The organism is Pseudomonas sp. CDFA 610, assembly GCF_021147865.1.
GTDB classification, from domain to species: domain Bacteria; phylum Pseudomonadota; class Gammaproteobacteria; order Pseudomonadales; family Pseudomonadaceae; genus Aquipseudomonas; species Aquipseudomonas alliivorans.
The window spans coordinates 149,787-170,546 of the sequence record NZ_JAGTPM010000013.1 but is presented as its reverse complement, the minus strand read 5'-3'; the positions used below and the strand labels follow the sequence as shown (position 1 = coordinate 170,546).

The 20,760-nt window shown below is 60.6% G+C and carries 16 protein-coding genes; 11 read left to right on the top strand and 5 right to left on the bottom strand.

Annotated features, from left to right (window positions below; translation table 11 throughout):
- The first annotated feature begins 57 nt into the window (after nt 1-57).
- On the top strand, nt 58-558 hold the full coding sequence (locus KDX39_RS23430) for a prepilin peptidase (RefSeq protein ID WP_231661954.1): 501 nt from the start codon (nt 58-60) through the stop codon (nt 556-558).
- 120 nt (nt 559-678) lie between these two features.
- Nucleotides 679-1,473: a response regulator transcription factor gene (locus KDX39_RS23425; protein ID WP_231661953.1), complete on the top strand. Its 795-nt coding sequence runs from the start codon at nt 679-681 to the stop codon at nt 1,471-1,473.
- Between the two features lie 13 nt (nt 1,474-1,486).
- On the opposite strand, the gene KDX39_RS23420 is transcribed toward KDX39_RS23425, so the two are convergent.
- On the bottom strand, nt 1,487-3,142 hold the full coding sequence (locus tag KDX39_RS23420) for a response regulator (protein WP_231661952.1): 1,656 nt from the start codon (nt 3,140-3,142) through the stop codon (nt 1,487-1,489).
- A 402-nt stretch (nt 3,143-3,544) separates the two neighbouring features.
- On the opposite strand from KDX39_RS23420, the gene KDX39_RS23415 reads away from it, so the two are divergent.
- The 7 genes from KDX39_RS23415 to KDX39_RS23385 all read left to right on the top strand — a co-directional run bounded on the left by KDX39_RS23415 (nt 3,545) and on the right by KDX39_RS23385 (nt 10,316).
- A complete protein-coding gene (locus KDX39_RS23415) occupies nt 3,545-4,624 on the top strand; it encodes a DUF2333 family protein (RefSeq protein ID WP_099227053.1) in 1,080 nt (359 codons plus the stop codon).
- Nucleotides 4,624-5,169, top strand: a complete 546-nt coding sequence (locus KDX39_RS23410) for an NUDIX hydrolase (protein ID WP_231661951.1) — start codon at nt 4,624-4,626, stop codon at nt 5,167-5,169. Before KDX39_RS23415 ends, KDX39_RS23410 begins: the two co-directional genes overlap by 1 nt.
- A gap of 173 nt (nt 5,170-5,342) precedes the next feature.
- The gene (locus tag KDX39_RS23405; protein WP_099227055.1) at nt 5,343-5,714 is read left to right on the top strand and encodes a translation initiation factor Sui1; all 372 of its coding nucleotides are present in this window, start codon (nt 5,343-5,345) and stop codon (nt 5,712-5,714) included.
- 114 nt (nt 5,715-5,828) lie between these two features.
- Entirely contained in the window at nt 5,829-7,742 is a 1,914-nt protein-coding gene (gene speA / locus KDX39_RS23400) for an arginine decarboxylase (protein WP_231661950.1), read from the top strand.
- A 166-nt stretch (nt 7,743-7,908) separates the two neighbouring features.
- A complete protein-coding gene (locus tag KDX39_RS23395; protein WP_231661949.1) occupies nt 7,909-8,571 on the top strand; it encodes a contractile injection system protein, VgrG/Pvc8 family in 663 nt (220 codons plus the stop codon).
- Nucleotides 8,572-8,658: 87 nt separating this feature from the next.
- Complete coding sequence (locus tag KDX39_RS23390) at nt 8,659-9,333, top strand: hypothetical protein (RefSeq protein ID WP_231661948.1); 675 nt, start codon at nt 8,659-8,661, stop codon at nt 9,331-9,333.
- 86 nt (nt 9,334-9,419) lie between these two features.
- Entirely contained in the window at nt 9,420-10,316 is an 897-nt protein-coding gene (locus KDX39_RS23385) for an alpha/beta hydrolase (protein ID WP_231661947.1), read from the top strand.
- Here the strand turns inward: KDX39_RS23385 and KDX39_RS23380 are convergent.
- Nucleotides 10,313-11,653, bottom strand: a complete 1,341-nt coding sequence (locus tag KDX39_RS23380; RefSeq protein ID WP_231661946.1) for an MATE family efflux transporter — start codon at nt 11,651-11,653, stop codon at nt 10,313-10,315. The genes KDX39_RS23385 and KDX39_RS23380 overlap by 4 nt on opposite strands.
- 262 nt (nt 11,654-11,915) lie before the next feature.
- On the opposite strand from KDX39_RS23380, the gene KDX39_RS23375 reads away from it, so the two are divergent.
- Complete coding sequence (locus KDX39_RS23375; RefSeq protein ID WP_231661945.1) at nt 11,916-16,865, top strand: alpha-2-macroglobulin family protein; 4,950 nt, start codon at nt 11,916-11,918, stop codon at nt 16,863-16,865.
- A 53-nt stretch (nt 16,866-16,918) separates the two neighbouring features.
- Here the strand turns inward: KDX39_RS23375 and KDX39_RS23370 are convergent, their stop codons facing one another.
- Nucleotides 16,919-17,212 (bottom strand): hypothetical protein, encoded by a 294-nt coding sequence (locus tag KDX39_RS23370; RefSeq protein ID WP_099227060.1) that lies wholly within the window; start codon nt 17,210-17,212, stop codon nt 16,919-16,921.
- Nucleotides 17,213-17,307: 95 nt separating this feature from the next.
- On the opposite strand from KDX39_RS23370, the gene pbpC reads away from it, so the two are divergent.
- Entirely contained in the window at nt 17,308-19,704 is a 2,397-nt protein-coding gene (gene pbpC / locus KDX39_RS23365; RefSeq protein ID WP_442964576.1) for a peptidoglycan glycosyltransferase PbpC, read from the top strand.
- Between the two features lie 197 nt (nt 19,705-19,901).
- On the opposite strand, the gene KDX39_RS23360 is transcribed toward pbpC, so the two are convergent.
- On the bottom strand, nt 19,902-20,309 hold the full coding sequence (locus KDX39_RS23360) for a response regulator (RefSeq protein WP_099227061.1): 408 nt from the start codon (nt 20,307-20,309) through the stop codon (nt 19,902-19,904).
- An 89-nt stretch (nt 20,310-20,398) separates the two neighbouring features.
- Complete coding sequence (locus KDX39_RS23355) at nt 20,399-20,587, bottom strand: Flp family type IVb pilin (RefSeq protein ID WP_184323504.1); 189 nt, start codon at nt 20,585-20,587, stop codon at nt 20,399-20,401.
- Nucleotides 20,588-20,760 lie beyond the last annotated feature (173 nt).

The window sequence follows — 20,760 nt, the reverse complement described above, 5'->3', positions numbered from 1 at the left end:
ATTTACGACTTCACATCAGCATAGTTTCTTTCAGGAAAACAGGACGCCTTTTACCGAATGGATTTGTTTTTTGTGCTTGTATGGTTCGGCTTGTGCGCCGAGCAGGATGCGCGGCAACGGAAAATTTCCAACTGGCTGACACTGGGTATGGCAATAACAGCGGCCGGGTATCTCCTGTACAGCGGCCAGACGTGGTTGGGCGCGGCACCTGGCGAAGCTGGCTGGGCAGCGCTGACCGCTCTGGCACTGACCTTACCGGGCTATGCACTGGGCAAGCTGGGAGCCGGAGATGTCAAACTTCTGACCGCTCTTGCACTGGCCACGGACAGCCTGTACCTGCTGGGCACTTTTATTGGCGCAAGCATTGCCATCGCCCTCTGGAGTGTGTCGGTCACTACATTATGGCCCCTTGTAAACCAGCAGTTTACGCGCCGTTATTTGCATCTGGCCCCACAAACGACAAATAAATATCCCTTCTCCCCCTTTCTGTTGATCGGACTTCTGTTAACGGTATTAATTATTCGTCTATCAAAGAATGCACTAGGGCCATGTACATAATCACAAAGTACGACTAGGGTTATTTACAGGCGCCCATGAAGACCGAAACATAGCAGCCTGCGCCGCATTTAATTCCGCTGAAAGGATTCAGGCTTCAGTTTCCCACTGTTGCCGACCAGCATGGAGTTGCACGTGAACACAGACTCGTCGTTGAAGATATTAGTGGTGGATGATCAACCTCTTGTTGTCGAAGAGCTGTGTGAGTATCTCGAGAACAGCGGTTATCACTGCGTGCCCTGCCTTTCCAGTGCGCAGGCCATGGAGCAGTTCAACCGGGACGACAATATCGGGATCGTGCTGTGCGATCTGGACATGCCAGGCATGACCGGCATCGAAATGGTCGAAGCAATGAAGCGTGCAGGCGGCAGGAAACACTTGTTCGAGGCCATCATGCTCACTGGCAAGGCCGAGAAGAAGGACGTCATCAAGGCGTTGCGTGCAGGGATCGCGGATTACTATCAAAAACCCGTCAACCTGGAAGAGGTACTCGAAGGCGTGAAGCTTCAGGTCGAGGCATTGGGCGAGCGCCAGCGAAACCTTCATCAACTGGGGCTGCTCAACGAAAAGCTCCAGTATCTGGCAGCCTCCATTGACGACCTTTACCAGAATCTCGATCAGACCCGGGCCGGCTCATCGATTGAAGGAGAGAGAAAGGCTGAAACTGTCGTCGACCAAGAGCCGCCGACCCCGGATATAGTTGCCGGGCTGTCGCCCCGCCAGCGTGATGTCGCCAGGCTGGTCGGTACGGGCCAGACCAACTACCAGATTGCCTGCGAACTGGGCATCACTGAAAACACTGTGAAACTCTACGTCTCGCAGGTCCTGCGCCTGACCCGCATGCACAACCGTACGCAACTGGCGCTGGCCCTTTCACCCGGTAATACGCGCGCACAGCAGCGCGCCAGCGTGACCTGACGGCCGGATGAAATCAGGTTTCGATTTCAGGAAGCATGACGTGGTACGGCACGTCCACCAGCGCCGAATGCACCTGATTGCGGCCGGCATGCTTGGCGCGATAGAGCGCGCTGTCGGCCTGGGCCGCCAGACTGAGGCTGTCATCATGCACACCAAGTGAAACCACACCCGCGCTGAACGTGCAGAACAGGTCCGCAGGCTGCGCCGGATAGTGGATTTCCGCGAAGCGGTGACGGATTTCCTCCAACACCTGGTGAGCGCTCTGGATATCCGTATCCGGCATGACGATGGCAAACTCCTCACCCCCGTACCGCCCGATGAAATCGGTCTTGCGCAGGCGTTGCTTGAGAAACAGCGCCAGGCTCTTGATCACCCTGTCACCCATGGGATGTCCGTGGCTGTCGTTGACCTTCTTGAAGTGATCGATATCGAGCATCGCGAAGCACAGCGGCTTGCCTTCGCGACGCGAACGAAAACTGCAGTCTTCCAGCAATTGCAGGATATGCGTGTGGTTGTAAAGCCCGGTCAGGCTGTCGCGCACCATACGCGCTTTCAGGTTGCGGGCCCGAGCGGCGCGGTTGCGCACGGTGGTGATCAGGTGACGCGGCCTGATCGGCTTGGTCAGGAAATCGTCACCGCCTTCACTCATCGCATCCAGTTGCTTGTCCTGGTCATCTTCGGCGGACAGATAAATGATCGGCACGCTGACATAACGGTCATTGTGGCGGATGACCTTGGCCAGTTCCGTGCCTGTGCAGCCGGGCATGTACATGTCGAGGATGATCAGGTCGGGCTGGAAGTCGGCCAGTTCAGCCATCGCCTGAATGGGGTCCAGCAAGGTGCGCGTGACGATGCCCGCCGCGTTGAGCACCCGCTCGGTGTGCGTCGCCTGCGCACGCGAATCATCGATGATCAGCACCTTGTAAGGCTCGTACTGCGCCACACAGGTGAGGATTTCGATCTTTTCCAGCAGGCTCGAAGCCTCCAGCGCGCCGGTCAGAAACTCCTGGCCACCGGCACGCACCGCAGCGAGCCGGGTCGGAGTGTCGGTTTCATTGAGACTGAAGAACAGCAGTGGCAGCTTTTGCTCGAGCCCTTCCTGAACCTGAGACGCCAGCTTCAAGCCCTGACCAGGTCCACTGAAATCGACATCCATGACAATGGCAGCCGGATGGCGGTGGGTCATAGCGGTCTGAAACTCCGACACAGTGTGCAACGACAGCGCGGACAGGCCGAAGAACTCCAGTTGTTTGGCCAGCCGCTCTGCCCGCTCATGGTCCTGCAGCACCACATAAACCGGTTTGCGCAATGGCGGCAGCGCCGTCTGCTCCAGACGATCACCGTGCCGCAGCCCCGTGCGCGACAGGCGCTGCATCAAGCGATTGAGGTCGGTGATGACATTGCTGTTCAAGCGGCCCCGATTGGCTTCGACCGCACTCAACGCTTCATTGATATCGCGAGCCAGAGCGATATGCTCGGTCTGCTCGAAACGCTCGGCAAAGCGCAAGAGCCGCAAGGTGGAATCCTTGAGCTCAGCCATGTCACCGGCCGACCACTCGGATTTTTGCAGCCGTTGCCAGGTTTCAAGGATCTGACGTGCCTGATGAATGACCCGTTGGGCAAAATGGTGCTTCAAGCGATCACGGCTGGGATCTTCGGGCTCGTTCATATCAAGGCTACTTTGGGTTCGCAGAGCGAAACGGTTGATGGCGCTATGCTAGCACCTTCGATACGACACCTGAGTGCCGCAAGTCACTTATTTGACAACAAATAAGTGGCGCTATGCCATTACGTATAACTATCCCTGTATAGCTAATAGCTATCGCTGTTTTTTGTCGTCTGTCCTGGGCTGATATCCGGTCTTGGCGGTCCATGGAGAGTTTTTTGTCAGACAACATGTAACCAGCCGGATCAGCGCGTTTTTTGTAGCCCGATGGCGGTGACATTACGGAGCAATACTAACGGCACACTCACGAAAATCCGCCTCGAATACGCTCGTTCATTGCACCTTGAGGTAAGGTTACGGTCGAACGCCACGTAGCATTCAACTCAAGATCGAAAGGACCCCACCATGCTGGATTGGAAAAACCGCGCAGGCAGCGCGGGTGAGCGTACCGCTGATACTGCATCGGTCAAACGACGCGGCTATATGGGCAACCTGTTCTACAGCCGTGCGCTGGGAGCCCTGGTCTTGATTTATCTGCTCGTCTGCCTGGCGGTCGGCTGGTACTGGAGCAAAGAGCCTGCGCTGTTCCCCGTGCAGCAAAATGCCCAGGCTGCCGCCGAGCGCGAAGGCAAACCGATGGTCATCGGCTACACCACGGTCGAAACCCTGAAAAGCGTCGCTCAAACCCTGCTGGACAAGCGCGGCGGCTACCTTTCCAACGACCGCATGCCTCCGGGCCTGTGGCTGGACAATATCCCGAGCTGGGAATATGGCGTGCTGGTGCAGGTACGCGATCTGAGCCGTGCGCTGCGCAAAGACTTTGCCCGCTCCCAGTCGCAATCGGCTGAAGACGGCGATCTGGCACGTGCAGAGCCGCTGTTCAACTTCAACAACCGCAGTTGGATATTGCCGTCCAGCGAGTCGCAGTACACCGATGGCATCAATGCCCTGAGCCGTTATCAGGCGCGTCTGTCCGATCCGAATCAGAAAGGCGCATTGTTCTACGCCCGTGCCGACAACCTGAACAACTGGCTGGGTGATGTCGGAACCCGTCTGGGCTCGCTGTCGCAACGCCTGTCGGCCAGTGTGGGCCGGGTCAAGCTCAACAGCACGCTGAAAACCGAGTCCATCGCTTCGGTCAAACCGGGTGAAGTCCCGCAGGTAGACGAAGAGATCGTCGAAACACCGTGGCTGGAAGTGGACAACGTGTTCTACGAGGCACGCGGTCAGGCCTGGGCACTGTCGCATCTGCTGCGCGCCATCGAAGTGGACTTTGCTGACGTACTGGCCAAGAAAAACGCCACGGTCAGCGTGCGCCAGATCATTCGCGAACTGGAAGCGTCGCAGGAGCCGCTGTGGAGCCCGATGATTCTGAACGGCAGCCCGTTTGGCGTGTTCGCCAACCACTCGCTGGTCATGGCCAACTACATTTCGCGGGCCAATGCCGCGGTCATTGACCTTCGTCAATTGCTGAACCAGGGTTGATGCCGATCCCTTCGAACGAGGCCGCGCACCGCGCCGCCTCGGACGCCGAGCAGATTGCCTGGGTCGACGAGCACGACGCGCTGTTGGGCGCACGCCCGCGGGCCGAACTGCGCGAGCAGGGTCTGATCGGCCGGGGCACGTACATTCTGCTGTTCAACTCGGCGGGCGAGTTGTGCGTACACCGTCGCACGCTGAGCAAGGCTATCTATCCCGGTTACTGGGACGTGGCAGCAGGTGGCATGGTGCAGGCGCATGAAAGCTACGCCGAATCCGCTGCTCGTGAGCTGGAAGAAGAACTGGGTGTGCACGATGTCGCGCTGCAGGCCCACGAACGGTTTTTCTTCGACCAGCCGGACAACCGGATCTGGTGCGCGGTCTTTTCCGCTGTCTGGGACGGCGCCTTGAAACTGCAGCCGGAGGAAGTCATGGAAGCGCGCTTCATGTCTGTCGCAGAGGTGCTGCGTCAGGCTCAGGAAAAACCGTATTGCCCCGACTCGCTGGCCGCCTTGAAACGCTACCTGAAGCAGGTCGCAAATGTTCAGTAAATTGGCGCATTCAACCCCTTAGCAACTGGCTGTTTTGCCGTTACACTGCGCGACCTTTTCAAACTGGACCGGCCTTGTCGGTCCAATAGCGCTGCCCCTGCCAGAGTGGGGCTTCGCGGTCGATGGCTCCAGCGAGCCCGACCCATCGTCAGTCCTCAACAAGAGGATTTCCCGTGGCTAAAAAAGCCGCTTCCCTCGCCGCCTTGGGTGGCCTGGTATTTTCAACCGACGCCGGGCGTCACTGCCCCGACTGTCGCCAACCTGTTGACGACTGCACCTGCAAGCAGACCGCCATTCCCGACGGGGACGGCATTGCCCGCGTTCGTCGCGAGAGCAAAGGTCGCGGGGGCAAAACGGTCACCACCATTACCGGCGTACCGCTGGCCGAAGACGCGCTCAAGGACCTGGCAAAGGCCTTGAAGCAGCGTTGCGGCACAGGGGGGTCGCTCAAGGATGGAGTGATCGAGATTCAGGGCGATCACGTCGAACTGCTGCTGGCCGAATTGACCAAGAAAGGCTTCAAGGCGAAAAAGTCGGGCGGTTGACCGAACCCGTCAGCCTGCGAACGGCAGACCGGAACAAATACCGTCATTTCCACTCTTTACACTGCGCCCAGCCGGCTATGAGCTGGCGCTACGACTTCTTTATAGGGGACTTCGATGTCCGTACGACGTACACGCAAAGACGATGGCAGCCAATGGACCGTGGCGGACAGCCGCAGCGTTTATGGCATTCGCCATTGGGGCGCCGGTTATTTTGCGATCAATGAAGCCGGTCGCGTTGAAGTTCGTCCCAATGGGGCTGGCAGTTCGCCTATCGATCTTTACGAACAGGTCGAAGACTTGCGCAAGAGTGGTCTTTCCCTGCCATTACTGGTGCGCTTCCCCGACATCCTGCAGGACCGCGTCCGGCAGTTGACCGGCGCGTTCGACAGCAACATCGCGCGTCTGGAATATCAGAGCCAGTACACCGCGCTCTACCCGATCAAGGTCAACCAGCAGGAAGCCGTGGTCGAGAACATTATCGCCACTCAGAACGTTTCCATTGGTCTGGAAGCGGGCTCCAAGCCTGAGCTGATGGCTGTGCTGGCGCTCGCCCCGAAAGGCGGCACCATCGTCTGCAACGGTTACAAGGACCGTGAGTTCATCCGTCTGGCGCTGATGGGCCAGAAGCTGGGCCACAACGTTTTCATCGTCATCGAGAAAGAATCCGAAGTCGAACTGGTGATCGAAGAAGCCGCCGAGCTCAAGGTTGCGCCTCAGGTTGGTCTGCGCGTGCGCCTGTCTTCTCTGGCGTCGAGCAAGTGGGCTGACACCGGTGGCGAGAAATCCAAGTTCGGCCTGTCCGCCGCGCAATTGCTCTCGGTAGTCGAGCGCTTCCGCAAGGCCGGTCTGGATCAGGGCATTCGCCTGCTGCACTTCCACATGGGCTCGCAGATCGCCAACCTGGCCGACTACCAGCACGGTTTCAAGGAAGCGATCCGCTACTACGGCGAACTGCGCAACCTTGGCCTGCCGGTGGACCATATCGATGTGGGCGGCGGTCTGGGCGTGGATTACGACGGTACTCACTCGCGTAACGCCAGCTCCATCAACTACGACATGGACGACTACGCCGGTGTCGTGGTCGGCATGCTCAAGGAGTTCTGCGACGCGCAGGGCCTGCCGCATCCGCACATTTTCTCGGAAAGCGGCCGTTCGCTGACCGCCCACCACGCCATGCTGGTGGTGCAGGTCACCGACGTCGAGAAACACAACGATGAAGTGCCAGAAATCGCCGACAAGGAAAGTCTGCCGGAAACCGTGCAATGGCTGGTGGATCTGCTGGGCCCGACCGATATCGAGATGGTCACCGAGACCTACTGGCGCGCGACGCACTACATGAGCGACATCGCGGCCCAGTACGCCGACGGCAAGATCACGCTGGCGCAGAAAGCGCTGGGCGAGCAGTGCTACTTCGCGGTCTGCCGCCGCTTGCACAACTCGTTGAAAGCACGTCAGCGTTCGCATCGCCAAGTGCTGGATGAACTCAACGACAAGCTGGCCGACAAGTACATCTGCAACTTCTCGGTATTCCAGAGCCTGCCGGACACCTGGGCCATTGGCCAGGTGTTGCCGATTCTGCCGCTGCATCGCCTGGGCGAAGAGCCTGTGCGCCGTGCCGTGCTGCAGGACCTTACCTGCGACTCCGACGGCAAGATCAAGCAATACGTCGACGAGCAGAGCATCGAGACGAGCATGCCGGTCCACCCGTTGAACGAAGGCGAGGACTACCTGCTGGGTATCTTCCTGGTGGGCGCGTATCAGGAAATTCTCGGCGACATGCACAACCTGTTTGGTGACACCGACTCGGTGAATATTTACCAGAACCCGGACGGCAGTGTTTACCACGCAGGCATCGAAACCCACGACACCATTGAAGACATGCTGCGCTACGTGCACCTGTCGCCGGAAGAACTGATGACCCACTACCGGGACAAGGTTGCCAGCGCCAAGATCACCCCGCGTGAACGCACCTACTTCCTTGACGCCCTGCGTCTGGGTCTGACCCGCTCTTCCTACCTGTCGTCCTGAACCTGGGCGGCTGGTCGTTCCCATATCGGAACGACCAGCCGTAACAGCCCCATGTAAGCCTCTTCCTGTCAGTCCTGTAGGCAGCTTCCTTTTCTGCGTGCCACCTCTTTACCGCACGATCTTCTCCGCCAGAATCGCCGACCGCAATTTCGGTAGAGAACACTCCATGCCCGACCCAGCCAGCGCACCCTTCTTTCGTCTGGAGATTGCAAGCCTGCGTCGCCATTTCAGCGTACTGTCCTTCAGCGCCACCGAGGCGATCAGCCAGCCGTACGTGTTCCAACTGCAGGTCAGCGGTGATGAAGTCGATCTGGCAAGCCTGATGTACACCTCCGTTTTTCTGGGTTTCAACGGTGGCCCGCAAGGGTTTCACGGTCAGATTCAGGGCGCGACACGCGAGCATTACCGGCCGGGACCTGCGTGCTATCGGCTCACTGTTGGCCCGAGGCTGACGTGCCTGGCCCACCGCCACAATCACCGGGTCTTCGAGCAGATGAGCGCGACACAGATCATCGCTCAGGTGCTCAAGGAGCATGGGCTGAAAGACAGTTACCGGTTCGACCTGAAAAAGGAGTGCCGAACGCGCAGAACCTGTTTTCAGCACAACGAGTCCGACCTGATGTTCTTGCAGCGGCTGTGCGCCGAAGAGAGCATTCACTACCACTTCCATCACTACCGACGTCGTCACGAACTGATATTCAGTCATGGACTGCGCGGGTTTCAGCGTGCACCCATCGCGGCCTGGAGTCAGTTCGAGCATCAGCCGCGCGTCACGCAGTTTGCCGTGACGCCGACAGGATCGGACACCAAGGACGACCGCAGACAGTAGCGTGCGCAAGGTGAAAGCACGCTGCCCTTCGTCACCAGCGGATTGTTGCTGCCGCTGGCCGGCCTTCCTGAGCGCGACTGGAATCACATGTGGCTGATCACCGGGGTCGAACACCGCTTCAACGATCAGGCAACAAAGAGCGGCTCGACCAGACAGTCCTATTCGAACCGATTTCAGGCGGCGCCCTGGGAAGCCGGCTTCGTCTCGGATGAACCCTGGCCATGGCCCGTCGTCGCCAGAATGCAGCGTGCCTGGCTCACGGGCGCTGCGGGCGAATTGCAGGAGCGCGATCCGGACGGACGGGTTCAGGTGCAGTTCGAATGGGCCAGACAGGGTCCCGATGCGCGCCATACGACCTGCTGGCTGCCTGTCGATCCGGCGCTGAGACTCTGGAGTCGGGGCGGCGTGCAGGTGGTCGTTGAGTTCAAGGTCAACAATCCGGACAACCCGACGATCATCGCGACCCTGCATCCCAGCGCCGCGACACCTCTGATGCTGCTGGGAGCAGAGGATGTACAAAACACGCCCTTCGTACGACTGCTGCTCGATTGGCAGAGTGTACCGGGTGAAAGTCAGAGACTGAGCCTGGAAGACGGATCGAAGATTTACCTGGAGCGTGACAGCGAGTTGCTGCTGCAGGTTGGCAACAGTCAGGTCAGGTTCGACTCGGAAGGGATGACACTCATCAGTCCACGTGTCGTGCTCGACAGCGAACGACCTGCCTGCGAACCGGGTGGGGATGAACCAGAGTTCACTTACTAACGTATCGTGGTGATGTAACTATAGAACGCCAACGCAGTCCGAGCCTGGATTGCCTTATCCGCCCGCCCATTGATCGAGACCTCACCATGCCCCGAGCGATTTTCCGTACGCTGCTGACTGGTGCCCTGCTGACGCTATTGTCGGGTTGTTCTGTGTTCACAGTGCTCAATACCCTGACCCCTGCCAAGGGTGTTCATGAGGTGCCCGATATGGCGTACGGCCCGGAGACGCGCAACCGGCTCGATATCTACGCCCCCGCATCGAACGTCGAACAGGCACCGGTGGTGGTGTTTTTCTACGGTGGCAGCTGGACCCGTGGAGAACGGGCCAACTACGCCTTCGTCGGCAGAGCGCTGGCTGAACGCGGCATCGTGACCGTCATTGCCGATTACCGGCTGTACCCTGAAGTCAGCTACCCGGACTTCGTCGAAGACTCGGCCAAAGCGGTGGCCTGGACCCGAAAGCACATAAAGACCTACGGCGGCGATCCTGACCGACTGTTTGTGATGGGTCACAGCGCGGGCGCCTACAACGCTGCCATGCTGGCACTCGATCCGCGCTGGCTGGCCAGGGAAGGCGTCTCCCATCACATCATCAGTGGCTGGATCGGTCTGGCCGGCCCCTATGATTTCCTGCCCATCAAAGACCCCGAGATCCAGCGTGCGTTTCTGTTCCCGAACACGCCACGCGACTCGCAACCCATCAACCATATCAACGCTGGATCACCCCCTGCCCTACTGATGGCATCCAGCAAGGACAAAGAGGTCGACCCGAAACGCAATACCGGCGGACTGGCCCTGAAGCTGCGTGAGGCGGGGCTGCCGGTCCGCGAGCTGTATTTCTCGCACACCACTCACGGCTCGCTGGTCGGCGCCTTCGCCAAACCCCTGCGCAGTCTGGCACCCGTGATCGACGAGGTGGTCATGTTCGTGAACAGCCCGCACCCGACGACGGTAGCGGCCAGCCCGGTGACCGCGCCTTAGCGGACGAACCAGCCGTCATTGCGCGTAAGACGCAGGGCAATGCTGCCAAGGCTGATGCCGCGCAAGAGTGTGAACGCCAGAAAGGTCAACCACAGCGCGTGATTGCCATGGCTGGCCGCCAGATAAGCGACGGGGGCAATGGCCGCTGCGCTGATCAGCATTGCGTTGCGCATCTCGCGGGCACGGGTCGCACCGATGAACAGCCCGTCGAGCAGATAGCTCCAGACGGCCAGCAACGGCATCAGCGCCAGATACGGCAGGTACACCATGGCGGTTTCGCGCACTTCAGGAATGTCGGTCTGTAAGCGAATGAACCACTGACCGCCCGCCAGAAACAGCACTGCGAACCCGACGCTGGCAATCAATGACCAGCCTCCGGCCACCACCAGAGAGCGACGCAGGGTTGTCCGGTCACGCGCACCGATGGCATGGCCGCACAAGGCTTCCACCGCATGGGCTAGTCCGTCCAGCGCGTGAGAAGTCAGCAACAGTCCGTTGAGCAGCAGTGCGTTGGCCGCCACTGTCGCATCGCCCAACCGGGCGCCCTGCACGGTGATCAAAAACATCACCGATTGCAGCGCCAGCGTGCGCAGAAAGATGTCGCGATTGACCGCCAGCAGCGGTCGCCAGTTGCTCCACAGCTTCAGCGCCGCCCAGGCAATCTGGCCGGGCCAGACCCGCAGCACCCTGCACGCCAGAATCAGGCCGAGCACGACCCCGGTCCACTCAGCCAGCACAGAGGCCCGCGCGGAGCCGACTACGCCCCAGTCCAGACCGATCACGAACCAGAGATTGAGCGCGATGTTCACCAGGTTCGTGGTCAGCAGAATCGCCAAAGGCGCTCTTGCGTTCTGCGTGCCCAGAAACCAGCCGACCAGCGCATAGCTGGCCAACGCGGCGGGCAGGCCGAACAGTCGGGTGTGAAAGAAATCCAGCGTCATCTGCAGCAGGTCGGCAGACGGTTGCATCATGGCCAGCGCCAGTTGGCTGAAGGGCACGGCGACTACACCCAGCACTAGCGCCAGGCCGACCGCCAGCAGCAGGCCCTGCAACAGAATCTGGCGCAGCGCGGCGCCATCCGAGCGTCCCGCCGCCTGCGCCGCAAAGCCGGTGGTGCCCATGCGCAGAAAACCCATCGCCCAGGCCAGAAAGGTATAGAGCGTCGCGCCGACCGCCACCGCGCCCAACTGATGCGCATGCGGCAGATGGCCGATCACCGCGCTGTCGACCAGCGCCACCAGTGGCACGGAGATATTTGACAAGATCATCGGCGCAGCCAGCGCCCAGACCCGACGGTGGGTGGGGCGATGACGCCAATCGTGGAACAAACTGGACATGAGGACTCCCGGCAAGGCGGGCATTGTAGCCAGCGCCGCACGGGTTGCCGATTGAAGATTTCTGCGAGAGCCATCACACCCATCGCTTCTCACGCTCCGCGTGGGAATGCCGCTCTGGATGCTCCGCGTCCGGGTTGCGCCAGTTGCGAACAAAGTCTCAATCCGAGGGTCTATTCGCGCGCTTTGTAAAAAATGTAACCTTGACTGCTATATAGTCTCACCCGTTACAGCCCCCTCTCTATTGCCGTCGATGAGTGCCCAAATGTTCAACAAAGGACTGTTTTTGGCTTGCGCGCTTGCGCTGCTGAGCGCCTGTGATTCTTCAACGTCGCAAAAGCCTGCCACCGCAGCAGCGCCCACCTCCCAAACGACGGCAGCCGAGACCAGACCCAAACCCGCGGTGGATCTGGCTGCGTTGAGCAAGCGCTACGCAGGCCGCGAATTGACGGTTATTGATGTCTCGGAAATTCAGGTCGATGGCGCCAGCACGCTGTCGGTGAGTTTTTCCGTGCCGCTGGACCCGGAACAGACGTTTGGCGAGAAGCTGCACCTGTTGGACAGCAAGAATGGCAAGGTCGATGGCGCCTGGGAGCTGTCCGACAATCTGATGGAGCTGCGTCTGCGTCATCTGGAACCGCAACGCAAACTGGTCCTGACCGTCGATGCCGGTTTGCTGGCCGTCAACAAGGCCAAACTGGCCGCCGATTTCATCAGCCGTCTCGAAACCCGCGACCTGCAACCGAGCGTGGGCTTTGCCAGCCGTGGCAGCCTGTTGCCGACACGACTTGCCGAAGGCCTGCCGGTGATCGCGCTGAACGTTGACAAGGTTGATGTCGAATTTTTCCGCGTCAAAGCCGACTCGATGCCCAACTTCCTGGCTCAGTGGGATGGCGCATCCAGCCTGTCCAGTTACAGCTCCGAAGAACTGCTGCCCATGGCCGACCTGGTGTACGGCGGCCGCTTCGACCTCAAGCCTGCCCGCAACACACGCGAAACGTTGCTGCTGCCGATTGCCGGGATCAAGGCCCTGCAACAACCCGGCGTCTATCTGGCGGTGATGCGTGCCTCAGGCACTTACAGTTACTCGCAGCCTGCGACCCTGTTCACGCTCAGCGATATTGGCCTGTCGGTGCACCGTTACAGCAATCGCCTGGACGTGTTCACCCAGGCGCTGGAAGGCGGCAAAGCCATCAGTGACGTCAACGTCGAAGTCTACGATGAAAGCGGCAAGGTGGTCGCTCAAGGCAAGACCGAGGGCGACGGCCACACCCAACTGCCGTTGCCTGCCAAGGCTGCGGTAGTGCTGGCGCAAAAGGATGAACAGACCAGCATGCTGCGTCTGAACAGCTCCGCGCTGGACCTGGCCGAGTTTGATATTTCCGGCCCGCAGGCGCACCCGCTGCAATTCTTCATCTTCGGCCCGCGCGACCTGTATCGCCCGGGCGAAACCGTACTGCTCAACGGCCTGCTGCGCGACAACGACGGCAAGAACGTCAAGCCGCAGCCAATCACCGTCGAAGTACGCCGCCCTGACGATCAGGTCAGCCGCAAGTTTGTCTGGGAAGCCGACAAGGACGGCTTCTATCAGTATCAATTGCAACTCGCCGACGAGGCCCCGACGGGGCGCTGGCAGTTGGTGTTCGACCTGGGCGACGGCAAGCCGCAGCTCTATGAATTCAAGGTCGAGGACTTTTTGCCGGAGCGTCTGGCACTGGAACTCAAGGGCAGCGATGAGCCCGTCGCGCCCGCAGACAATCCCGAATTCGACATCACTGGCCGCTACCTGTATGGCGCGCCAGCCTCGGGCAACACCCTGACCGGTCAGGTGTACGTGCGCCCGTTGCGTGAAGCCGTGCCTACACTGCCGGGCTACCAGTTCGGCTCCATCACCGAAGAAGACCTCAGGCACGATGTCGATCTGGAGCCCGTCACCCTCGACCCCAACGGCCACACAACGCTGGCGGTTGAAACCAAATGGTCTGAAGCCAAATCTCCGCTGCAACTGATTTTGCAGGCCAGCCTGCAGGAATCCGGTGGACGCCCGATCACCCGTCGCCTGGTTCAGCCGATCTGGCCTGCCGAGCAGTTGCCGGGCGTACGTGCGCTGTTCGGCAAGAGCACTGGCGACGATGAGTACGACGAGGACGCCAGCAAGGGCGAAGCGCAGACCGATGGCGACGGCCCGGCCGAGTTCGAAATCGTCATGGCAGACGCTGCGGGCAACAAGCTGGCAGCGGACAACGTCAAGGTGCGTCTGATTCGCGAACGCCGCGACTACTACTGGAACTACTCGGCCGACGATGGCTGGAGCTATCACTTCAACGAGAAATTCCTGAACCTGAACGAGGAAACCGTCAGCCTCAAGAAGGACTCCACGGCCAAAATCAGCTTTCCGGTCGAGTGGGGCCCGTACCGCGTCGAAGTGGAGGACCCGTCCACCGGCATGGTCAGCAGCATGCGTTTCTGGGCCGGTTACCGCTGGCAGGACAACACCGACGGCGGCGCGGTCAGACCGGATCAGGTCAAGCTCGCGCTGGACAAACCCGCTTACAACGATGGCGACACCGCCAAAATCACAGTAACGCCTCCTGCCGCAGGCAAGGGTTATCTGCTGGTCGAATCCAGTGAAGGCCCGCTATGGTGGAAGGAAATCGACGTACCGGTCGAAGGCAAGTCGTTCGATATCCCGCTGGACAAGAAGTGGGCACGCCACGACCTGTACGTGACGGCACTGGTGGTGCGTCCCGGCGAGCGCAAGGCCAATGTCACGCCCAAGCGTGCCGTCGGTGTTCTGCACCTGCCGCTGGACCGTTCGCAACGCAAGCTGGCGTTGACCGTCACTGCGCCGGAGAAGATGCGTCCCAAGCAACCGCTGAAACTCAAGGTGGCCGCGAAAAACGCCGATGGCAGCGTGCCGAAACAGGTGCACGTGCTGGTTTCGGCCGTGGACGTGGGCATCCTCAACATCACCCGCTATGCCACGCCTGATCCGTTTGCCAGCCTGTTCGGGCGCAAGGAATACGGCGCCGACCAACTGGACATCTACGGCCAGTTGATCGAAGCCGGTCAGGGTCGTCTGGCCAGCCTCGCCTTTGGTGGTGACGCTCTGGCCAAGGGCGGAAAACGTCCTGACACCAGCGTCACCATCGTGGCCCTGCAAAGTGCACCGGTGATCCTGAACGACGCCGGTGAAGGCGAAGTCAGCGTGGACATCCCGGACTTCAACGGCGAGTTGCGCGTCATGGCGCAGGCCTGGACCGAGGACCGCTATGGCATGGCCGAAGCGAAGACCGTGGTCGCCGCGCCGATCATTGCCGAGCTGTCGACACCGCGCTTCCTGGCCGGTGGCGACCAGACCACAGTGGCGCTGGACGTCTCCAACCTGTCAGGCGCAGCTCAAAAGCTGGACGTGAAGATCAGCGCCGAAGGCCAGTTGAGCATTCCCGGCGGCGATCAGCTCAAGCCACTGCAACTCAAGCAAGGCCAGCGTGTCACCCTGATAGTACCGGTGCTGGCGCAAGGTGGCCTCGGCCAGGGCACGATCAAAGTGCGGGTGGAAGGCCTGAACCTGCCGGGCGAAAACCTGCCTGCGTTTACGCGGGAATGGACCGTCGGCGTGCGCCCGGCCTACCCGGCCCTGCTCAGGCATTACCGCGCGACCCTGAACGATCAGCCCTGGAATCTGCCCGAAGGTGCTCTGGAAGCCTTCGAGCCAGCCGGCCGCGAAGCCATGCTGTCGCTGTCGAGTCGTCCGCCGTTGAACCTGGGCGAACAGATCCGAGCACTGAAAGCCTACCCTTACGGCTGCCTGGAGCAGACCGCGAGCGGGCTGTACCCGTCGCTGTATGCCGACGCCGCCACCCTCAAGCGTCTGGGCCTGACCGGCGAACCGGATGCCGAACGCAAGCGCAAGGTCGAAATCGGTATCGAGCGCCTGCTGGTCATGCAGCGTTACAACGGCAGCTTCGGTCTGTGGAGCTCAGACAGCGAAGAGGAATACTGGCTGACGGCTTACGTCACTGACTTCCTCCTGCGTGCCCGTGATCAGGGCTTTGCCGTTGCGCCGGACTCACTCAAGAAGGCCAACGAGCGTCTGCTGCGTTACTTGCAGGATGCCGGTCAGATCCAGGTCAGCTACAGCCAGAACGCCGAGCACACCCGCTTTGCAGTTCAGGCTTACGCCGGTCTGGTGCTGTCGCGCAGTCAGCAGGCGCCACTGGCCGCGCTGCGCAGCCTGTTCGATCGCCGCAGTGATGCACGCTCTGGTCTGCCGCTGGTGCAACTGGCCGTCGCGCTGGAAAAAATGGGCGATAAGCCGCGTGCCGATCTGGCGCTCACGGCGGGTCTGGCAATCAATCGCAAGAACGAATGGCTGGCCGACTACGGCAGCTCATTGCGTGATCAAGCGCTGATTCTGGCGTTGCTGGAAGAAAACGACATGGCCAGGGACAAGCGCGATGAACGCCTGTTTACCCTGGCCGATGAAGTCGCCGCCAATCGCTATCTGTCTACGCAGGAAAGCAACTCGCTGTTCCTGGCCGGTCGCAACCTGCTGAACAAGCCGGACAAGGACTGGGCGGCAAAACTCACCAGCGGCACTGACATGCGTGAGCTGAGCAATAAGCAGCCAGCCCTCAAACTCGACGGCCCGCTGCTGGCTTCGCCACTGTCGGTCCACAACGAAGGCAGTGAACCGCTTTATCAGCAACTGACTGTGTCGGGCTACCCGACTCAGGCGCCGGTGGCCGGTGGCGACAACCTCGGTATTCGTCGTGAGTACCTGAGCCTGAGCGGCGCACCATTGAACGTTGGCGCGCTGAAAACCGGGCAACTGGTGCTGGTGCATCTGGAAATCGGCGCTCGTCAGCGAGTACCTGATGCGCTGGTCGTGGACTTGCTGCCAGCCGGTCTTGAACTGGAAAATCAGAACCTGGCACAAAGTTCGGCCAGCCTGGCAGACGCCAGCGAAGAGGTGAGAACCCTGCGCGAGTCGATGGAGAACGCCGGAATCAAGCATCAGGAATATCGAGGTGACCGCTATGTGGCCGCGCTGGATATCAACGCAGGCACCAGTGTGCACCTGCTGTACCTTGCTCGCGCCGTGACGCCGGGCACCTACCGCGTGCCGCCGCCGCAGGTGGAGTCGATGTATCGGCCAAACTGGCAGGCTCTGGGTGACGCGCCTGCGCAGATGGTTGTGAAGGGTAAGTGAGGTGCCTTACGTGCCCGCTTGCACAGGGGCACGTTGCCGCGTGAATGGCTGATTCAGTGAATGATCCAGCTCAGAAGCCACAGGCCCAGTGCCAGCCAGATGATCCCGAGGATGATCGACGCACGCATGAAGGCCCGTACCGCGGAGTACAGCAGCATCAGCCCGATGACCAGCGCCACGATGCTGATCAGCGAGGTGTCCATGCCCAATGTGCGGGACAATCCGTCGACAAAGTTGCCGCCCGCGTTGGTGAAACCGTTGAACAGCCACGCCAGACCGTCGACGAAGAAGCGGATGACCGCGCCGATTGCCTGCCCGAGCCACTCAAAAAAGCCTTCTACCTGCATATGTCCATCCTGATTGGGGCCATGAATAAAATGATCTGTGCGCTTTGGCTGTCGCCAGGCGTATCAGGTTCCGTGGATCATAAAGGCTCTTTGCGTTGAAACCTGAATTTCTTGTGCGTCTCATGACCGTTCTCAAGCCTGCACCGGGCTCGCTGCGCACCTCGCGCATCTACCAATGCGTGCGCTGGACGGTGTGTGCCTTGCTGCTGTTGATCGCCCTGCTCTGGCTGGCGGACCGCATCTGGCCTCTGCCACTGCCCAGGGACGATCTGGCCCGCGTGGTGCTGGCCGAAGACGGCACGCCGCTGTGGCGCTTTGCCGATGCCAATGGGGTGTGGCGCTACCCGATCAGCAACGATCAGGTGTCGCCGTACTACCTGGAAGCGCTCCTGACCTACGAGGATCGCTGGTTCTACAGCCATCCCGGCGTGAATCCGCTGGCGCTGGTACGCGCCACCTGGCAGAACGTCAGCGGCGCGCGGGTGGTGTCGGGCGGCAGCACGTTGTCGATGCAGGTCGCACGCTTGCTCGATCCGCACTCGCGCACGCTTTTCGGCAAGCTGCGCCAGTTGTGGCGCACGGCACAGTTGGAATGGCATTTGTCGAAAGACCAGATCCTCGGCATCTACCTCAACCGCGCTCCGTTCGGTGGCACATTGCAAGGTGTGGCGGCTGCCAGTTGGGCGTATCTTGGCAAATCCCCGCACAACCTGACCCGTGCCGAAGCGGCGCTGCTGGCGGTATTGCCTCAGGCACCGAGCCGTCTGCGTCCGGATCGTCACCCGCAGCGGGCTCAGGTCGCACGGGACAAGGTGCTCAGGCGCCTGGCCGAATTTCACGTGTGGCCGCAAGGCAGTGTGGACGAGGCGCTTGAAGAACCTTTATGGCTGGCGCCGCGCCAGGAACCGAGCCTTGCTCCGCTGCTGGCCCGGCGTCTGAACCGCCCGAACAGCCCGCCGCTGATTCGGACAACGCTGGACGCCAGCCTGCAACGGCGTATGGAAGACCTGTTGCTGGGCTGGCGTGCACGGCTTCCGGAACGCACGTCGGCGGCCATTCTGGTGGTCGAGGCGGACACCATGGCGGTTCGTGCTTATGTAGGTTCGGTGGACATTAACGATGCCAAACGTTTTGGCCATGTGGACATGGTGACGGCGCTGCGCTCACCGGGTTCGACGCTCAAGCCATTTCTGTACGGCATGGCGATGGACGCCGGGCTGATCCATTCCGAATCGCTGATGCAGGACGTGCCGCGCCGGTATGGCGATTACCGGCCGGGTAACTTTTCGACCGGCTTCGGCGGTCCGGTAGCGGCCAGTTCCGCGCTGTCCATGTCGCTCAACCTGCCAGCGGTGCAACTGCTGGAAGTCTATGGGCCAAAGCGCTTTGCCGCCGAGCTGCGCAACGGCGGAGTGCCGCTGACACTGCCGCCGCTGGCGGAGCCGAATCTTGCGCTCATTCTGGGTGGGGCAGGCAGTCGGCTGGAAGATCTGGTGACCGGTTACAGCGCCTTCGCTCGCGGCGGACGCAGTGCAGACGTGCGCTTGCAGCCGCAGGACCGTTTGCGCGAACGACGAATGATGTCGCCCGGCGCTGCATGGATCATTCGGCGGATTCTCAGCGGTCAGTCACGACCTGACATCGACCCGCGGGCCGAACTGGTGCAACGTCCGCAACTGGCCTGGAAGACCGGCACCAGCTACGGCTTTCGCGATGCCTGGGCGATTGGTGTCGGGCCGCGCTTTCTGGTGGGTGTGTGGATCGGCAGGCCCGACGGTACACCGGTACCGGGGCAGTTCGGGCTGGCGTCGGCAGCGCCATTGATGCTCCAGGTCCACGACGTGCTGGTGAATCGCGACAGCCAGCGCGGCATCGTCGCGCCGGTGCAGCCAGTGCCGATGAACGTCGGCGTGGCGGCCATCTGCTGGCCGCTGGGTCAGCCGATGAGCAAGAGCGACCCGAATTGTCGTCGCCAGCGTTTTGCCTGGACCCTGGATGGCACCACGCCGCCCACGCTGCAAGCCGCCGATCAACCACTGGGGCTGGGGTTACAGGAAAGAATCTGGATCAACGCCAAGGGCCTGCGTGTCGCCCCCGGCTGCACGGATGCTCAGCCGCAAGACATCGCGCTTTGGCCTGCACCGCTTGAACCCTGGCTCCCCCGAGCCGAACGTCGCGAAGCGCGCCTGCCTGCGGCCGACCCGGACTGCCCGCCACAAAACCTCAACCTGGCGCCGCCGTTGAGCATCGTCGGCGTGCGCGACGGCGATCACCTGCGCCTTCCCGCCGCCAGCCGTCAGGCCTTGCGCCTCAAGCTGTCGGCACTGGGCGGCAGCGGTCGGCGCTGGTGGTTCATCGATGGCGCGCAGGTCGCGGACACCGACAACGAACAGGACTTCACCCCGACCCTGAACAGATTGGGGCGTTATCAACTGAGCGTGCTCGACGAAAGCGGTCAGACGGCGCGGGTGGAGTTCAGCGTGGTGGATTGAGGCTACACGTACGACAAATCCCATGGGAAGCGGCTTGCCGGCGATAACGTCAGGCCCGTCACCGACAGGCCCACTGCTAAAATGCATCGCCGGCAAGCCGCCTCCCACAAGGAGTGCAGTTATCCGGTGACACCTGGTTAGAACGGAGAGCGCTGCTTAGAGCGCCTTGACCACGATAAGGCGGTCAGGTACTGGCTTCACTGAACCTGAAAGATCTTCGGCTCGGGGAAGAGGTTGTTCAGGGTTTCCAACAGACGCACGTGGTAGATGGGTTTGCGAAACAGGTCAAGCACGTGCAGACGCAGCATGTCACTCACGTCGTCCATATCGGCATGACCGGAGGTGACGATCACCGGCAAGTGCTGACGCGAGGTGTGTTCCCTCAGGTGTTTGATCAACTGGAGACCGCTTTCTTCAGGCATGCGCAGATCAGTGATCACCAACGCGATGTCCGGATGAAGGGTCAGTTGCTGCAGGGCGATCTTGACCGAGGAAGCCGTGAAGCAGCAGAACCCCTCACCTTCGAGCAATTCCGCCAATTCTTCATTGGCGTCCTCTTCATCGTCGACCAGAAGCAACTGTTGGCGGGTAGGCTGGACGGCCATCGTGAATACCTTTAAACATGAGTCGTCGCGAGCAGGATATCCAGATTTCCCCTTGCGAAAAAGAGCACCGCGGACAATGACCGTTCAAATCACAACGCATTCTGGATATTGGTAAACATCGTAGTGATCCTGCCACTGATGGCCGGTACAAACGCAACGAGCGCAACCGCGACCATCGCCGCCAGCAAGGCGTACTCAATACCCGAAGCACCCTCCTGATCCTTGATGAAGGTTCTGATGCGAGTGTGACACTCAACATAAAGCGCCGTAAGGAACATCTTATTTCTCCTTGCGCCCTGAATGGCGCGACATGCATACACATGTGAAACCGTCTGCACTTACAGCATTGTCTCCATTCCCCAAACCCACAATCGTAATAAAGCATTAGTCGAAAAGTGATAGGCGACGTCATACGTGCCTTGCTGAGAGACTCGCCAGACCATGCCACGAG

What these genes read in the sequence shown, in the direction of transcription:
- KDX39_RS23430 (WP_231661954.1), top strand. Translation starts at nt 58, where the DNA reads ATGGATTTGTTTTTTGTGCTTGTATGGTTCGGCTTGTGCGCCGAGCAG.
- KDX39_RS23395 (WP_231661949.1), top strand. Translation starts at nt 7,909, where the DNA reads ATGCCCGACCCAGCCAGCGCACCCTTCTTTCGTCTGGAGATTGCAAGC.
- KDX39_RS23420 (WP_231661952.1), bottom strand. Translation starts at nt 3,142, where the DNA reads ATGAACGAGCCCGAAGATCCCAGCCGTGATCGCTTGAAGCACCATTTT.
- speA (WP_231661950.1), top strand. Translation starts at nt 5,829, where the DNA reads ATGTCCGTACGACGTACACGCAAAGACGATGGCAGCCAATGGACCGTG.
- KDX39_RS23385 (WP_231661947.1), top strand. Translation starts at nt 9,420, where the DNA reads ATGCCCCGAGCGATTTTCCGTACGCTGCTGACTGGTGCCCTGCTGACG.
- KDX39_RS23360 (WP_099227061.1), bottom strand. Translation starts at nt 20,309, where the DNA reads ATGGCCGTCCAGCCTACCCGCCAACAGTTGCTTCTGGTCGACGATGAA.
- KDX39_RS23425 (WP_231661953.1), top strand. Translation starts at nt 679, where the DNA reads ATGGAGTTGCACGTGAACACAGACTCGTCGTTGAAGATATTAGTGGTG.
- KDX39_RS23380 (WP_231661946.1), bottom strand. Translation starts at nt 11,653, where the DNA reads ATGTCCAGTTTGTTCCACGATTGGCGTCATCGCCCCACCCACCGTCGG.
- KDX39_RS23415 (WP_099227053.1), top strand. Translation starts at nt 3,545, where the DNA reads ATGCTGGATTGGAAAAACCGCGCAGGCAGCGCGGGTGAGCGTACCGCT.
- KDX39_RS23355 (WP_184323504.1), bottom strand. Translation starts at nt 20,587, where the DNA reads ATGTTCCTTACGGCGCTTTATGTTGAGTGTCACACTCGCATCAGAACC.
- KDX39_RS23375 (WP_231661945.1), top strand. Translation starts at nt 11,916, where the DNA reads ATGTTCAACAAAGGACTGTTTTTGGCTTGCGCGCTTGCGCTGCTGAGC.
- KDX39_RS23410 (WP_231661951.1), top strand. Translation starts at nt 4,624, where the DNA reads ATGCCGATCCCTTCGAACGAGGCCGCGCACCGCGCCGCCTCGGACGCC.
- KDX39_RS23390 (WP_231661948.1), top strand. Translation starts at nt 8,659, where the DNA reads ATGTGGCTGATCACCGGGGTCGAACACCGCTTCAACGATCAGGCAACA.
- KDX39_RS23370 (WP_099227060.1), bottom strand. Translation starts at nt 17,212, where the DNA reads ATGCAGGTAGAAGGCTTTTTTGAGTGGCTCGGGCAGGCAATCGGCGCG.